14 protein-coding genes are annotated in these 15,215 nt (G+C 44.1%); 2 read left to right on the top strand and 12 right to left on the bottom strand.

The genetic code is table 11. The annotated features are described in order from the left end of the window. Window positions 1-58: 58 nt before the first annotated feature. Window positions 59-1,015 (bottom strand): tyrosine-type recombinase/integrase, encoded by a 957-nt coding sequence (locus G7035_RS22085; RefSeq protein ID WP_019687381.1) that lies wholly within the window; start codon window positions 1,013-1,015, stop codon window positions 59-61. Between the two features lie 467 nt (window positions 1,016-1,482). On the opposite strand from G7035_RS22085, the gene aiiA reads away from it, so the two are divergent. Together aiiA and G7035_RS22075 are read left to right on the top strand one after the other, a co-directional pair. Beyond that, window positions 1,483-2,238: a quorum-quenching N-acyl homoserine lactonase AiiA gene (gene aiiA / locus G7035_RS22080; protein ID WP_019687382.1), complete on the top strand. Its 756-nt coding sequence runs from the start codon at window positions 1,483-1,485 to the stop codon at window positions 2,236-2,238. A gap of 435 nt (window positions 2,239-2,673) precedes the next feature. Next, complete coding sequence (locus G7035_RS22075) at window positions 2,674-2,841, top strand: hypothetical protein (protein WP_007432475.1); 168 nt, start codon at window positions 2,674-2,676, stop codon at window positions 2,839-2,841. An 80-nt stretch (window positions 2,842-2,921) separates the two neighbouring features. Here G7035_RS22075 and G7035_RS22070 read toward each other — a convergent pair whose 3' ends face one another. From G7035_RS22070 to G7035_RS22020, 11 genes are all read right to left on the bottom strand, one after another. Next, the gene (locus G7035_RS22070) at window positions 2,922-3,968 is read right to left on the bottom strand and encodes a FecCD family ABC transporter permease (RefSeq protein ID WP_019687383.1); all 1,047 of its coding nucleotides are present in this window, start codon (window positions 3,966-3,968) and stop codon (window positions 2,922-2,924) included. A 1-nt stretch (window position 3,969) separates the two neighbouring features. Further along, window positions 3,970-5,034, bottom strand: a complete 1,065-nt coding sequence (locus tag G7035_RS22065; protein ID WP_019687384.1) for a FecCD family ABC transporter permease — start codon at window positions 5,032-5,034, stop codon at window positions 3,970-3,972. A gap of 230 nt (window positions 5,035-5,264) precedes the next feature. Continuing rightward, window positions 5,265-6,245, bottom strand: coding sequence for an ABC transporter substrate-binding protein (locus G7035_RS22060; protein WP_019687385.1), 981 nt, complete (start codon window positions 6,243-6,245; stop codon window positions 5,265-5,267). Window positions 6,246-6,282: 37 nt separating this feature from the next. Continuing rightward, window positions 6,283-7,998 (bottom strand): ABC transporter ATP-binding protein, encoded by a 1,716-nt coding sequence (locus G7035_RS22055; protein ID WP_019687386.1) that lies wholly within the window; start codon window positions 7,996-7,998, stop codon window positions 6,283-6,285. A 32-nt stretch (window positions 7,999-8,030) separates the two neighbouring features. Further along, a complete protein-coding gene (locus G7035_RS22050) occupies window positions 8,031-9,038 on the bottom strand; it encodes an ABC transporter substrate-binding protein (RefSeq protein ID WP_019687387.1) in 1,008 nt (335 codons plus the stop codon). Window positions 9,039-9,258: 220 nt separating this feature from the next. Next, window positions 9,259-10,179: a ribose ABC transporter substrate-binding protein RbsB gene (rbsB, locus tag G7035_RS22045; protein ID WP_019687388.1), complete on the bottom strand. Its 921-nt coding sequence runs from the start codon at window positions 10,177-10,179 to the stop codon at window positions 9,259-9,261. A 35-nt stretch (window positions 10,180-10,214) separates the two neighbouring features. Next, window positions 10,215-11,183, bottom strand: a complete 969-nt coding sequence (gene rbsC / locus G7035_RS22040; RefSeq protein ID WP_017427749.1) for a ribose ABC transporter permease RbsC — start codon at window positions 11,181-11,183, stop codon at window positions 10,215-10,217. 1 nt (window position 11,184) lies between these two features. Beyond that, window positions 11,185-12,666: a sugar ABC transporter ATP-binding protein gene (locus G7035_RS22035; protein ID WP_019687389.1), complete on the bottom strand. Its 1,482-nt coding sequence runs from the start codon at window positions 12,664-12,666 to the stop codon at window positions 11,185-11,187. 31 nt (window positions 12,667-12,697) lie between these two features. After that, a complete protein-coding gene (gene rbsD, locus G7035_RS22030; protein ID WP_016820746.1) occupies window positions 12,698-13,132 on the bottom strand; it encodes a D-ribose pyranase in 435 nt (144 codons plus the stop codon). Then, window positions 13,132-14,010, bottom strand: coding sequence for a ribokinase (gene rbsK, locus G7035_RS22025; RefSeq protein ID WP_019687390.1), 879 nt, complete (start codon window positions 14,008-14,010; stop codon window positions 13,132-13,134). The genes rbsD and rbsK overlap by 1 nt, the downstream gene beginning before the upstream one ends. Then, window positions 14,003-15,031, bottom strand: a complete 1,029-nt coding sequence (locus tag G7035_RS22020) for a LacI family DNA-binding transcriptional regulator (RefSeq protein ID WP_019687391.1) — start codon at window positions 15,029-15,031, stop codon at window positions 14,003-14,005. Before G7035_RS22020 ends, rbsK begins: the two co-directional genes overlap by 8 nt. Window positions 15,032-15,215 lie beyond the last annotated feature (184 nt).

The following is a 15,215-nucleotide window of genomic DNA, read 5'->3' as shown; positions in this document are numbered from 1 at the left end:
AATAATATTTATGTAAACCTAAATTTATTTCAATATACAATACACTCGTGGAACATACTTACAATCCCGTTATTGGGATCTGAATATCCAGCTTATCCATCGCTTTTTCTTTTTCTCGATCTGTAACATGAGTATATACCGTGGTCGTTTGGATGGATGAGTGCCCTAGTAGCTCCTGTACGGTACGTAGATCTGCTCCCTTACGTAATAGCATCGTCGCAAATGTATGCCGCAGCTTATGACTGGAATAAGCCTCTCGACGTTCTATACCCTTTTCTTGCTGGAATCGTTCAAACGTTTCTGTAGCAATCTGTTGAATAGAACGCACTGCCAGACGTCGGCCTTTTTGGGATACGAACATCGCGTCTTCTTTACCTCTCCACGGCGTCAATCTTTCCTCCAACGCTTGCTCTATAAAATCACATACAGCCGTTGGTACTGGCAGGGTACGCCATTTACGCCCTTTACCGAACACATCTAATGTGCGTCTTTCTCGGCTGTAATCCGAGACATTCAAAGAATGAACCTCCCCCACCCGCAATCCCATGTAGACCATGAGCAGAAAAATAGCCATATTACGATTTGCATATTTCCCTTCCACCGCAAGCAAAAATGGCTGAATGTCCTTCTCGTCCAGATAAACGGGCATACGATTCTTTTCAGTCTTTGCTTTTTTGATTCCCGCTGCCGGATTGGTGCTGCATAATTCAAATTCCTGTAGCGCTCTAAAAAAACTATTCACCGCAGCATGCTTGCGGTTCCGCGTACTATCTCCGGCGCCTCCCTCCCGCGCTTTAGATAAATATGACATCACATGAATCTTTTTCACCTGGTCGAGTGGTTTATCACGCAATGTACGTAAAAACTGTTTTACATCCCCTGTGTAATTCTTTTGCGTATGTATCGTATATCCGGCATCCTTCATCCAGATCAAAAATGCTTCCAGCTCCTCATTATACACTTCATCAATTTCGTCTATAGTATCCAGATTCATATGACGCAGTTCTTTTTTCATCGTGCTTGCCTCCATTCAGTTCAAAATCCGAAAAATGCTGTAAAACAATCATTTTCGTCTGATTTTTATCGACAATCCAATCGACATCTTATGCAGGAGAGCATCTAAAAGTCGTTTTAAACCTAAACTGCGTATAATTTATGTTATACGCAGTTTTTTTGAGCTCTTTTTAAGTATAAATAAAGCGTGTCTCTCTTGTCCAGTCTATGTAGTTACCCTTTTTTATTCATCCGATTATACAGCAGGCCGAACTGGTCTGCCTGATGACAAATTTCTGCTGGACGCCTACATGTCTTATCATTTAAACTATTAAAAATTAATTTTTGAAAGAGCGGCATTACAGCGAAAACATGGGGCTCCATCGCCCCATCTTACAATGAAGTACAAGCATCATTTTCTGCCAGCTATAATTTCGTTTATATACTACATAATAATTATTATGTAAACTAATACTGGAGGATGATTGTATGATTAACAAATTGCACTGGTTGCCGGTCGGTCAGCTTGATATTGATCGCTCCTCACTCAACCATCATGCACAGCCCGGTGAACTGGTGCGTCTGCAAATCTGGTCGTATCTGCTGGAGACAGATCACGGTCCGATCCTCATAGATACCGGTATGCCAGATTCGTTTATCGACAACCCAGATTATTTTAAAAGTACACCGTTTGAAGGACGCTTCATCCCCCGTATGACAGCCGATGATAGTATCGTGGCAGTACTGGATCGGATCGGCTATCAACCAGACGATATTCATGCCATCGTTATCTCCCATATGCATATGGATCATGCCGGAGGCAATCCGCATTTTCCGAATACACCGATTTATGTGCAGCAGACCGAAGCAGACGCTGCAATCGGTAATCTGGAGTATGCGCCGCCGGAATGCGTGCAGACGAACTTGAATTACCGACTGCTCCAAGGGGACCATGAGCTGGTTCCGGGCTTGCAACTGCTCTATACTCCGGGTCATTCGCCGGGTCATCAGTCCGCGCTGATCACAACAAAGGAATCGGGTCCGATCATGCTGACGATTGATGTTGCCTACACGCAGGAGAATTACGCAAACGACGTGCCATTTGACGGTTTTGACCGTGAACAGACACGCCAGTCAATTGCCCGCATTCAGCAGATTGTGCAGGAGGTCAAGCCGAGTCTGTTGTTCTTCGGTCATGATCCTGAGCAGGTAGCCGTTCAGCCGGTATATCCACAATACAAATAATGATAAATGTTATAGCCTCTTATTCTTTTCTTTTCATTAGGTAGTTGTAACGACTCCGACATTAGGGCTGCAAAGTTTGGTCACCTGAGATCGCTGATATGGAATAAACCAATGATTGCATTGAATAACCTTTGCTGTTCTCGTTGCTCCTCACCACAGCTTCCAGCAAATTGATAAGTGATTCCATATATATGAAGCTAATTGTCCCTAATCTCCTGTTATCGCCAGCATAAGGAAGTATATCTAAGAACTCATGGGTGAGTAGCTGTCGACACGGTATGGATGATGAGGATAAGTATTTTGCTGTCTCGTTCCGTTTTCCCTTGATCATCCAGCACGATATACTTAAAGAAGTCGAAAGGCAACCTTATATTCAGTCTATGCTTATTTCTAAAATGTAGATTTATTCATGACAAAGGGAGTGTTCATTTATTTATGAGTACCGAAATGCTGGAACGTCGAAGTGAGATTTTAAAACGAAACATTCATCAGCTGCTGGTTCAGGAAAATCAACACGGTGTGACACGGCAGGAAAATTACACGTTGCATAAAATGATCAGAGAGTTACATCAAACCTCTCATGCCTTGAATACTTCCCGTTGAGATGAAAGGCTGCTACAAAAAATAAAAAAATAACCTTCAGTTCCACTTGCCTAGTGGTGTTGAAGGTTATTTTTTATTTTTTATCCTTTTGAGCGACTCAGCAGATATAAGAAGTATGGCGCACCTATGATGGCAACAATTAATCCTGTCGGAATTTCTTTCTGTAAAGGTAAGGCTCGTGTGATCGTATCCGCTACGAGTACCAGAAGTGCTCCGACTAAAGCACACGTTACAAGCAACATTTTATGCTTCGGACCCACCAGCTTTCTTGCCAAATGTGGAGCTACCAAACCGACAAAACCGATCCCACCACTAACCGACACACTTGAACTAGCCAGTCCGACCGCAGCCGCGAGGAGAAGAATACGTTCCTTTTCGATAGGTGTACCTAACCCGGATGCCGTCTGATCCCCCAAATTAAGCACATTCATAACATTTGCTTTATAGTATGCGAAAGGAAGCAATACAATTAGCCAAGGCAGCAGAGCCATTACGAATTTCCAATTTGAACCCCATATGCTTCCTGCTAACCAATTAGCTACAAACGTGTAGCTTTCAGGTGTTAACTTAAGAGTCATAATGATCATGGCAGCACTGATACCCGCCGCTACCCCAATTCCGCTCAGCAATAGCCTTGTCGGAGAAATACCTTCGCCTTTTTTGTAAGAAAGAGCATAAATCAGAATAGCAGCCGCTCCCGATCCAATGAGTGCAAGAGCGGGAAGTAAAAATAATGAATTCATCGTTTGCATCGATGGGAAAAGCAGTACAAACAGCATAACCATCAGTCCGGCACCTGCATTAATCCCCAGAATACCAGGGTCCGCTAGGCTGTTACGCGATACCCCCTGCATAATGCAACCGGAAACAGCCAAACCTGCGCCAATCAGAATGGAAATAACCATTCGCGGCAACCGGAATTCAAAGAGAATTAATTCCTGCTGTGGAGTCCCTTGTCCAAACAAGGTACTAAAAAGCTCCATTGGCGAAAGCCGGATCGTTCCCGTATTCGCGCTTATGGTGAATGCAGCAACGAGCAATACAAGCAAAATGATAACAACGACCCAATCATGGATTTTTTTACGGTGACTTGCTTTGGCAATAGCGCCATTCGTAACGTTACTCATCTTACAGTGCCCTCCTTTCTTTACGTGCCAGATAAAGGAAGAATGGAACACCAATTAAGGCAATAAGTACGCCCACTGGTGTTTCCTCAGGTGCGTTAATCATACGGGCCGCCAGATCGGCAAAAACGATAAGTAAAGCTCCCATAATAGCCGAACAAGGAATAATCCAGCGATAATCGACCCCAACCAGTTTGCGCGTGATATGTGGAATAATCAACCCTACGAACCCTATAGAACCAACCAACGATACCGCGGCACCCGCCAAGATCAATACGAGAATCATACCGGCGACCTTTACCATCCCAGTTCGCTGACCAAGACTCAATGCAATTTCGTCTCCTAGGCTAAGTAACGTAATGGAGCGTGATAACATGAGAGCACCGATAAAAGCTGCCACAACCCATGGAACAACAATGCCTAGCTGAACCCACTTGGTCCCACTAAGTCCTCCAGCATACCAAAAGGCCAAATCCTGTCCAACATTAAAATATAAACTGATCGTATCTCCTAAGGCAGACAGCAACGCCGTGACAGCTGCACCTGCCAATACAAGACGAACTGGCGTAATACCTGATTTGGAAATAGCGCTTGTACCATAGACCATCACAACCGCCAAGGCTGCACCTACAAAAGAATACAGCATTAACTGCAAAAAGGAAGTACCCGGAAAAAGAGCAAAGCAAATCGCCATCGTCAAGCTGGCGCCCGAATTCAGCCCAAGCAAGCCAGAGTCTGCAAGCGGATTGCGGGTCATTCCCTGCATAATGGCCCCTGCTACGGCAAAACAAACTCCGATTAACACACCACCCAGAATTCGAGGTAGACGGATTTCCCATATAATTTGATGGTTTTGCAGCTCAGGATTAAAATGAAAGACGGCGTTCCAGACCTCCTCCAATTTGATTGAGGCTGCACCAAATGATAAAGAAAGAGCGATACCGAACGCTAACAGTGCTAATCCGGCTGTCAGGATAAGCGAAGCCGCCCATGGCCGCGAGTGAAATTGAGTCGGCGGCTGATTGTGATTACTTTGAGCAGGACTATCCGAAGATTCTGATAATTTCATAACTATGGTTCACCCTTACTGTTGAATAGTATGTAGGCTATCACGAAAACCTGTAGTGGAGATGATGTTTGATAATGAGAATTATTATCATGCAATCTTTACTATTGTAAATTAATGTGGCAACGGCTTCAATAGCAAAATTTCGACGATTCTCTAATGCCCTGCTATTTTGTGAAAAAATAAAGCCCTCTGGCATAAATACCAAAGGGCTGCCAACATTACCGAAACCATTACTTCTGTGAGGCGTTTTCTTTATTCCGCTGGACGATCATATTTGCCAATTCTTCAGCTTGCCCCACAATAGCGATAGGATCAAAGTACCAGTATCGATCCTCCTGAAGCTCAAAAACCTTCCCATTCCGGACTGCACTTAGTGATTTCCATATGCTGTCTCCTTCATAACCGCTCAAATCCTTGTTAACCGTCAGAAAAATGTAAGAGCCAGCATATTGATTAATAACTTCCTTGGAAATTGACTTCCATTGTGTCTCGCCTAATAGTTCTTTTTGGACAAGCGGTGGAGGTGTCAAATTCAATCCTCTGTAAACCGCCTGTCCTCCTCTGCCAAAATTATCACCGTATACATAGTACTCCTTTTCCGAGGCTTCCATTACCGTGAAGGTATCTCCGGGTTGAACAATTCCCTTCAACTTGTCACGTGCAGCCTGCATCCGCTGATTATATTGGGCTAGCCACGTTTTGGCTTCCTGTTCTTTTCCCAGCAGCTGACCAAACGCTGTCAGTTCCTCATGCACATTCTTGTATGTTCCATAAGGGATGACTATGGTCGGAGCAATTTTACTATATTTTTCATATTCAGAAGCATCTTTGGAACCAATCAGAATCATATCCGGCTGTAGAGCCAATACTTTTTCGATGGATACATTACCACGGTCTCCAATGCTTGCAATGCCTTGTACAAGATCCTTCGAAAACGGATTATCCAGATAATATTTGACACTTCCCACAGGTTTAATACCCAGGGCTAATAAATCATTCTGGTACATATCTACTACAATCCGCTGAGGGTGAACCGGAATCTGAATGTCTCCATGAATCGTCTTAACTGTTTTCGTTGCAGCTAACTTTGATTCACCAGAAGCTTGATTTTGCTTTTCGTCTGGCAGATTTACCTTTCCACCACAGGCGCTAAGAATGACAATGACTGACAAAAGCATCGTCACAATCCACATTTTCTTTGTCAAACTCATTCATTCCTCTCTCGATTTACGAAGTCGCAATTGACTCTTACGTTCCATACTGAGCTTGGTGTAGGCGGCTATATGCACCTTTTACAGCCATTAATTCTTCATGTTTTCCTTGCTCGGCGATCCCTTGATCTGCAACTACAATAATTCGGTCAGCATTTTTGATCGTTGCCAGACGATGGGCAATCACGAGTGTCGTGCGACCTTGAGATAGCTCTGTCAGAGCTTGCTGAATTGCAGCTTCTGTCTCTGTATCCAATGCTGATGTTGCTTCATCCAAAATGAGAATTGGAGGATTTTTCAGAAACATCCGGGCAATGGATAAACGTTGCTTTTGACCACCTGACAGCTTTACGCCTCGCTCACCGATCATCGTATCCAGCCCTTCTGGATAGGATCGAACAAGTTCTTCAATCTGGGCTCGACGGGCAGCATCCCAGATCTCATCTTCTGAAGCATCAAGTTTGCCGTAAGCGATATTTTCACGAATCGTTCCATCAAAAAGGAATACATCCTGCTGTACGATTCCAATCATGGACCGCAGCGAATCCAGCTTCAGTTCACGGATATCCATACCATCAATCTTAATGCTGCCTTCCTCGACATCATAGAAGCGTGGCAGCAAGCTGCAAAGTGTCGTTTTGCCTGCTCCTGAAGGACCCACAAGAGCTACAGTTTCTCCCGCATGAATAGCAAGGTCCACTTTGCGCAGTACCTTGTCTTTGTTTTCATAGCCAAACGTTACACCTTCAAATTGAATATCTCCGTTGAGATGCTTAACGGTCTTCGCACCTGGAAGATCCTCTACGTCAGATTCACTTTCCAGCAAATCCAAGTAACGTCGGAAGCCGGCAATTCCTTTGGGATACGTTTCAATGACAGAGTTAATTTGTTTGATGGGTGCGAGGAATACATTGGACAGCATTACAAATGCGATAAATTCCCCATAGGACATCTGCCCCTTAATAACAAACCATGTTCCACATACAAGCACAAACAACGAGACCAGCTTCATCAGAATAAAGCTAATTGAAGAATTCCATGCCATAATGCGATATGCGATCAGCTTTGTTTTACGAAACCGTCCATTATTTTCAGCAAAACGCTCCATTTCATGTGCTTCGTTGGAGAATGCTTGAACAACACGGATACCACTAACGTTATTTTCAATCCGGGCGTTGTAGTCCGCAATATCAGAAAACATACGATGGAAGGCGGCATTCATTTTACGACTAAAGTACAAGGACAGGTAAATCATTAGTGGAACGATAATAAACGTCAGAACTGCTAGTTTCCAGTTAATGCTGAGCATGATACCGAAAGCCCCGCCCAGGGTCATCAGTGCGATGAACAAATCTTCAGGTCCGTGGTGGGCAATCTCTCCGATATCCATCAGATCGTTGGTCATACGGGAGACTAGATGGCCTGTTTTGTTATTGTCAAAAAAGCGAAAGGATTGCTTTTGTACTCGATCAAACAGCTTTTTACGCATATCTGACTCAATGTTTATCCCCAGCTTGTGTCCCCAATAGGTAACGACATAGTTCAATCCGGCGCTTACGACATAAATCCCAAGCAAAGATAAACAGGCAAATAAAATCCATTTCCAATTTCCACTGGGTAGCAAATCATCAACTACCCGATTGACTGCAAGCGGAAAAGCTAACTCCAGCAGTGCAGCTAGTATGGCGCAAGTAAAATCAATGATAAACAAAGTCCGGTAGGGACGGTAATATTCAAAAAATCGTCTTAGCATAAGACTTCTCCCTTCCTATTTAAATGAGCTGATTATTTAGGTTCGACGGAAAACATGTTAACGGCCTCATCCAGTGATTGATCGATAGCCAGTGGTGAGTAGGTAAACCAAGGATCGGCCTTGATGAAATACACTTTGTGGTTTTTGACAGCCGGGAGATTTCTCCACAGCGCACTTTGTTCAATTTCCTTCAACATTCCGTCCTTAGTCGCTTCATCGTAAACCAGCATAATAATACGATCTCCTGACAGTTCAGGCAGTTTTTCCATCGAAATGCTATCGTATACAAAGTTATACTTCGGATCCTTTGCGAGCTTCTGACGTATGTACTCTGGAGGATTCAATTCCAGTGAACGGTAGATGACATGTCCTACATTTCGCGCCCCATACACTCTCAGCACGTCCTTACCGTAGGTCATATAAATGGTAATCGTTTCATCTTTCTTGAATTTTCCAGCCATCTTTTTTCGACCTTCTTCAGCCTTTTTGTCAAAACTAGCAATCCACTGATCGGCTTCCTTGTCCTTACCCAGTACGGCTGCGACATCCCGCAGTTGCTTAAATACATCTCCATCTCCAAAAGAAACGGCTACGGTTGGAGCAATCTTCTCCAGCTGCTCCTTCACTTCTGGCGAGGTATCTTCTGTTGCTATAATCAGATCAGGTTGTAGCTCTAGTACCTTTTCCACATTCGTTGGGTTCCCAATATCAGCAATCCCGTCAATCTTTCCTTTCAAATAGTCGCCTTCTAACACATGAGAAGCAGCCCCTACTGGTTTAACACCTAAAGCCAGCATCGCATCCAAATATTGTGTCGTGACAACCCGCTGTGGATTTGCAGGGATACTGATCTTTTTGCCAGTGGCATCAACATATTCGCGCGTGGCAACTGATTTGGATTGCCCGTTAAGGGCATCCGTTCCACTCTTGTCATTGGTCTGGTTACTACTTGCTGCATTTCCGCATGCAGCCAATACAACCATCAAAAAAACGGCAAAACCAAGCATAATTCCTCTTTTTAATCTGTTCTTTTGTTGCACAATATACGTCCTCCTTAGATATATGCCTTCATGAAATGATAGTGATTCTCATTATCATACAAGTGTTATTCTATCTTTTACCGTCTCTTCTTACAATACAAAAATTAAAAACTTCCATTTATGTGTATATATCGTCTTGGGAAAATATCCAAAAAAAAGAACTGATGCGTATTCTTTGCATCAGTTCGAAAGCTTCATAGGTTGGTTCACATGCCCATTCCTATTTGGATTGATCCACTAACTCCAGTTTGGCGGGAATCGATGTTTTCACGGTTTTACCTTGAAGTACATCCTTGGCTGCTTGCACTGCCAATTGTCCAATCAACTCAGGCTGCTGAGCCACAGTAGCTGTCAGCTTCCCTTCCTTAATTGATTTAAGCGCATCCTCATTACCATCAAAGCCGATGACTGGAATATTCTTACCAGAGCTTTGAATGGCTTCAATCGCTCCCAACGCCATTTCATCATTGTGGGCAAATACCGCCTGAACATCCGGGTTGCCTTGCAGTAGATTTTCCATCACATTCAAACCTTTGGTCCGATCAAAATCAGCCGACTGCTTGGCGATGACCTTCAGGTCCTTATCTGCCACTTCATGGAAGCCTTTCCCACGTTCACGGGTAGCCGATGCGCCTGGAACGCCTTCCAACTCAATAACCTTGGCGCCTTTTCCGACTTGATCAATCACGTATCTGGCAGCCATCCGTCCTCCCTCGACGTTGTCTGAAGCGACTAGCGCTTTCACATCACCTTTGTCAGCGGAACGGTCCAGCGTAATTACAGGAATGTTCAAAGCATTCGCTGACTGCACCACAGTGGAGATAGCCGACGAATCTGTTGGATTAATGAGTAACGCATTTACTCCCTGTTGGATCAGATCATCCACATCATTACTTTGCTTCGCAGAATCATTTTGTGCATCGACCACAATAACCTGCAATCCTTGTTTTTTGGCCTCTGCAACAACTCCGTCTTTGAGGGAAACGAAGAATGGATTATTCAATGTTGAGATCGACAAGCCGATTTTTATGTCCTTCAGGTCTGCGGCCGCTTTAGGCTTCGCCCATTCAGGCGGTTCCAGGGAACACCCTGTCATGAGCAGGAGCAGCAAGGCCGTCATGATTAATGTAAGCTTTTTCATATTTGTGTGTCTCCTTCTATGCAAGATTAGATGTATTATGCGGATTTTTTACGATCAATCAATACAGCAATAGCAATGACGATCCCTTTTACGACCATTTGGTAAAAAGAGTTAACCCCCAGCAAATTCAAGCCGTTGTTTAGTGTCCCGATGATTAGCACACCAATTAATGTACCTACAATCCGTCCGCGTCCTCCCGAAAGGCTTGTTCCACCTAGTACGACAGCCGCAATGGCATCCAGTTCATAAGAAGCACCTGCTGTCGGCTGCGCTGAATTCAAGCGTGAGGTCAAGATAGCACCCGCCAATGCGGAAAGCATTCCCGCCAAAGAGTAAATCCAGATTTTTACACGTGGTACTTTAATACCTGAAACAATCGAAGCTTTCTCGTTGCCGCCGATGGCATACGTTTTGCGTCCGAAAGGTGTTTTATGCAGAATGATCCAAAGAGCAGCAAAGGTAATGAGCATCGTAATCGCCGGGACCGGAATACCAAACTGATAACCACGACCGAATAATTGAAATACCAGACTATCTCCGAGCCCCGTAATAGGGTTACCGTTGGTATAAACTAATGTTAATCCTCTAAAAATAGTCATGGTTGCGAGTGTGGCGATAAACGGAGCCATTTTACCTTTCGTAATCATCAAGCCGTTGACCATTCCCATCACGCCACCCAATGCACAGCCAATGATAATCGCCAAAATCGGATCGAAGCCGGCCAACATCATATTTGCGACAAACGCACTGGATAGTGCTAATATAGAGCCAACGGACAAATCGATTCCGCCTGTAAGAATAACGAAGGTCATACCAAACGCAATCAACGCATTAATAGATACCTGGCGCAACAAATTCAAAATATTAAGCGGTTCCAAAAAGCTGGGATTTAAGGCCGATACAATGATCACCAAAATAATGAGCCCCAACAATGGGCCAAGCTTCTGTGTGATTTGTGATATTTGGATGCCTTTGCTACCTTTTGCTTCATTCATAGTTGTCATATTACTGTCCTCCTGTAGCTAGCGTCATAATATTTTCTTGTGTGGCTTCTTCCCTGCTTAGCTCTCCGCTGATCTTTCCCTCGTGCACCACGACAATACGATCACTCATGCCAAGTACCTCGGGAAGCTCTGAGGATACCATGATAATTGCGACTCCACGTTCGGTCAGTTCGTTCATCAACTGGTAGATTTCCCGTTTGGCTCCTACATCCACGCCTCTCGTCGGTTCGTCAAGAATGAGCACATTGGGACCGATACCTACCCATTTGGCAATAACCACCTTTTGCTGATTGCCACCTGACAAACTGCCAACCGTCGCTTCGGCTGATTGGGTTTTGATTTGTAAGCGCTTAATTAATGTATTAACAAAATCCATCTCTTTTTTGCCTGATATAAATCCTTTTGATGTAAAACTGAACAGATTCGTCAGCACCATGTTTTCCCGAATGGAGAAATCCAGCACTAAGCCCTCATCTTTTCGATCTTCTGTAATGAAGCCAATCCCTAGTTTCACTGCATCATCCGGCTTGCGAATAGACACCTTTTTCCCACGTACGTGTATCTCACCACGATCCAAAGTATCCAGTCCAAATAACGACCGCATGATCTCGGTCCGTCCCGAGCCCATCAAGCCCGAAAAACCTACAATTTCCCCAGAGCGCACTGTAAAATTCACATTTTCAAATAGACCTTTATGTGATGCGTTTTTGACCTCTAGCACCACTTCTCCCAAAGCAGGCGTTCTTACCGGGTAGCGTTCAGTCAGCTCTCTGCCAACCATTTTCCGTACAACCTCGTCAAAATTCGTATCGGGGATCGCTTGAGTATCTACAGTTTTCCCGTCACGCATAATGGTAATCCGATCACAGATCGCGAATATCTCCTCCATCCGGTGAGAAATATACACAATTGAAACACCATCTTTTTTCAATGAAGTAATAACCTCAAACAGCTTTTGTATTTCCCGTTCGGTTAAGGCTGCTGTCGGCTCATCCATTACGATCACTTTGGCATCCGTCATGAGTGCTTTGGCTATTTCAATCATTTGTTGTTGACCCACTGAACACTCGCCTGCTTCACCGTTCAAAGGAAGGTTTACTGAAAGCTTGCTAAATTGCTCATTTGCTAGCGCTTTCATTTTAGAGCTATCTAGTAATCCCCACTTGGAAGTCATTTCCTTGCCGATAAATAGATTTTCCAGTACCGTCATCTCTGGCCATACATTCAGTTCCTGGTGAATAAAAGCAATTCCTTTTTGCTCCGCTTCCTTGGGGTTGGCAAAATAGGTTTCCTGACCGTCAATGATGACCGTTCCCTCATCGCGTCGATGCAGTCCGATTAAAATATTCATCAGCGTTGATTTGCCTGCACCATTTTCACCCATGAGGGCATGTACTTCTCCTTCACGGAGATCAAAGTCAACACCACTTAGTACCTGATTGGTTCCAAATGCTTTGTGAATTCCTTTCATTTGAATCTGCATGCTGTTCCCCCCTTTTTTATTCAACACTAATTTATCCAAAAAGAACTCCTGCCTGTAAGATACAATTGGCAAACGGCGTAGCCTCTCCTGTACGGATGACAGCTTTCGCTTGCCGAGTTAATGTCTTAAATTGTTCATGTGAGCAAAATTCAATGACGGCAGTCGGCTGAATAATCTGCGAATGCTCTAGTTGCTCTCCTGCAAAGGTGCGCATAATATACTGGAGTGCTTGTTCATTTTCTTGTTTGATTTCTTCGGCCAGTGTTACTTTTTCAATCACCATATCCGAAGCAATAACATCAACAACGTCTTGAAAGGACGGAACACCCAGTTTTAGCGCCAAATCAATTTTGGTAACGCCTTCAGGAACAGGTAAGCCAGCATCAGCCACGACAATAAAGTCCGTGTGGCCGAGATCCGTTAGTATTTTGGATATATGACTGTTTAGAATTCCATGTTTCTTCATTATAATTGCTCCTCCACTTCACGACGGGTTGGCATTCCACCTTGCGCTCCAAATTTGGTAACAGACAATGACGCAGCACGATTAGCAAATTTCACACTGTCTGCCAGCGATTTTCCTTCAGCCAGTGCCACCGCAAAAGCAGCGTTGAACGTATCTCCTGCACCTGTTGTATCCACGGCTTCGACCTTGTAAGTAGGAACTACAACTTCCTGTTCTCCGTCGAAAAACCGTACACCGTTGCTGCCTTCCGTTACAAACAACTTGTTCGGATATTTGCGCAGCGCTTCTTGAAGACTCATATCCTTAAACATGATGGCGGCTTCATGCTCATTTGGCGTAATGTAGGCTGCATTGGCAATTACGCTTTCTTCCACCTCACGAGCCGGGGCTGGATTCAGCAGCAAGGGTACCTGATACTTCGCACAAATTTCGCTTACATAAACAATCGTCTCCGCCGGTATTTCCTGTTGAATTAATACAATATCCGAACTTCGAATAACATCAAGCGCTTCTTCCACGTAAGCGGGTGTAACTTCATTATTCGCTGCTTTTACCACGACAATACTGTTATCACCCTCGGCTAGTACAATGTGTGCTGTACCGCTTTCCATGTGTGTAACCGGTTTCACATAGTTAATATGAACATGATTTTCTTCAAAATTGCGGAAAATCTGTTGTCCCAAATGGTCGTCTCCTACACGTCCAATCATCGTAACGTCCGCCCCGAGTCGTGCTGCAGCTACTGCCTGATTGGCTCCTTTACCGCCAGGTACGGTTGTAAAGCTTTCTCCCAATACCGTTTCACCAGCACCAGGGCGTTTGGAAGAAGTAACTACGAGGTCCATCGAACTGCTTCCGATAACCGAAATTTTAGCCATGATAATCCACCTTTCTCGTTGTTTCCCGTTCGATAAATTTGACGGGCAATTGTATGCTTGAATAGGTAAGTACTTTCGAATGAAGATTAGGTACACTTGACTTCGTTGCTTGCGACTGCTCAATCAATTGAATGAGCAGACCTGCCGCTTCCCAGCCCATTTCATAAGCAGGCTGCCGGATTGTTGATAATGGCGGAAATAACAAGCTGCTTAATGGTATATCATCAAACCCGATAATTTGAACATCTTCCGGGATTTTCTTTCCTAATCTATGTGCCTCATGCATCACCGCGGTAGCTACAATATCGTTACTGGCAATAACTCCGTCTGTATCCGGATATTTGCTGAATAGCTCTTTGGCCCACGACTCTGCCTCCTCAAATGAAAAGGACGTTGTCTCGACGATATGGTAAGCAATACCAGAATGCTGAAGCTCTTCCACTGCCCCGCGAAAACGATCTTGTGCTGGACGAATATGAGCAGGACCCTGCATGACTGTAATTTGTCTGCTGCCACGGGCAACCATAGCTTGTGCAGCCAAGCGACCGCCATGAGCTCCATCCGCATAAACGGAGAGACTGTCACTGGAAGTCCGATCGAGAAAAACGACTGGTATTTTCAGTTTGGCGTAACAGTCGGCAGCAGGGTCATTGGTAGATGAAATAACCCCAACAACATTATTCTGAACAAAAGTATCCATGTAATCTAATTCTTTTTGGCGATCCTCATCACTATTACCGAAAATAATACGAAAATCATTTTCCTGCATTCGATCCTCCACCCCACGAGCCAACAAGGGAAAGTAAGGGTTTGTAATATCCGGCAGCAGCAGGCCGATTAATCTGGATTTCTTTTTATACAGAGAACGCGCAACTTCATTAGGCTTGTAATTTAGCTGCTTCACCGCAGCTTCAACTTTTCGCCGTGTATCCTCGTGGACATAGCCGGTTTCATTAATAACTCGGGATACGGTCGCCACGGAAACACCTGCAAAACTTGCTACTTGCTTAATTGTTGTCATAATGTAGGTTCAACTCCAATTGTGTAACCGGTTACAGATATAAAATATCATAGCATTTATTTTTTGACAAGCATTAAATATTTGCACGTCGAAAGCATTAGCCGTATAATTCTTTTTGTAACTGGTGAAGTTTCACCTTTCACTTACACTAAAGTAGGCAGATTCACTCTCAGTTGCTTAATAA

Source organism: Paenibacillus polymyxa, assembly GCF_015710975.1.
Lineage (GTDB): Bacteria > Bacillota > Bacilli > Paenibacillales > Paenibacillaceae > Paenibacillus > Paenibacillus polymyxa.
Note: the sequence above shows the minus strand (reverse complement) of the source record. Positions and strands in the feature narration are given on the sequence as shown.

Coding starts and splice junctions, on each gene's coding strand:
- G7035_RS22065 (WP_019687384.1), bottom strand. CDS start 5,034: ATGAAATTATCAGAATCTTCGGATAGTCCTGCTCAAAGTAATCACAAT.
- G7035_RS22020 (WP_019687391.1), bottom strand. CDS start 15,031: ATGACAACAATTAAGCAAGTAGCAAGTTTTGCAGGTGTTTCCGTGGCG.
- rbsC (WP_017427749.1), bottom strand. CDS start 11,183: ATGACAACTATGAATGAAGCAAAAGGTAGCAAAGGCATCCAAATATCA.
- aiiA (WP_019687382.1), top strand. CDS start 1,483: ATGATTAACAAATTGCACTGGTTGCCGGTCGGTCAGCTTGATATTGAT.
- G7035_RS22070 (WP_019687383.1), bottom strand. CDS start 3,968: ATGAGTAACGTTACGAATGGCGCTATTGCCAAAGCAAGTCACCGTAAA.
- G7035_RS22085 (WP_019687381.1), bottom strand. CDS start 1,015: ATGAAAAAAGAACTGCGTCATATGAATCTGGATACTATAGACGAAATT.
- G7035_RS22075 (WP_007432475.1), top strand. CDS start 2,674: ATGAGTACCGAAATGCTGGAACGTCGAAGTGAGATTTTAAAACGAAAC.
- rbsK (WP_019687390.1), bottom strand. CDS start 14,010: ATGGCTAAAATTTCGGTTATCGGAAGCAGTTCGATGGACCTCGTAGTT.
- rbsD (WP_016820746.1), bottom strand. CDS start 13,132: ATGAAGAAACATGGAATTCTAAACAGTCATATATCCAAAATACTAACG.
- G7035_RS22055 (WP_019687386.1), bottom strand. CDS start 7,998: ATGCTAAGACGATTTTTTGAATATTACCGTCCCTACCGGACTTTGTTT.
- G7035_RS22035 (WP_019687389.1), bottom strand. CDS start 12,666: ATGCAGATTCAAATGAAAGGAATTCACAAAGCATTTGGAACCAATCAG.
- G7035_RS22060 (WP_019687385.1), bottom strand. CDS start 6,245: ATGAGTTTGACAAAGAAAATGTGGATTGTGACGATGCTTTTGTCAGTC.
- rbsB (WP_019687388.1), bottom strand. CDS start 10,179: ATGAAAAAGCTTACATTAATCATGACGGCCTTGCTGCTCCTGCTCATG.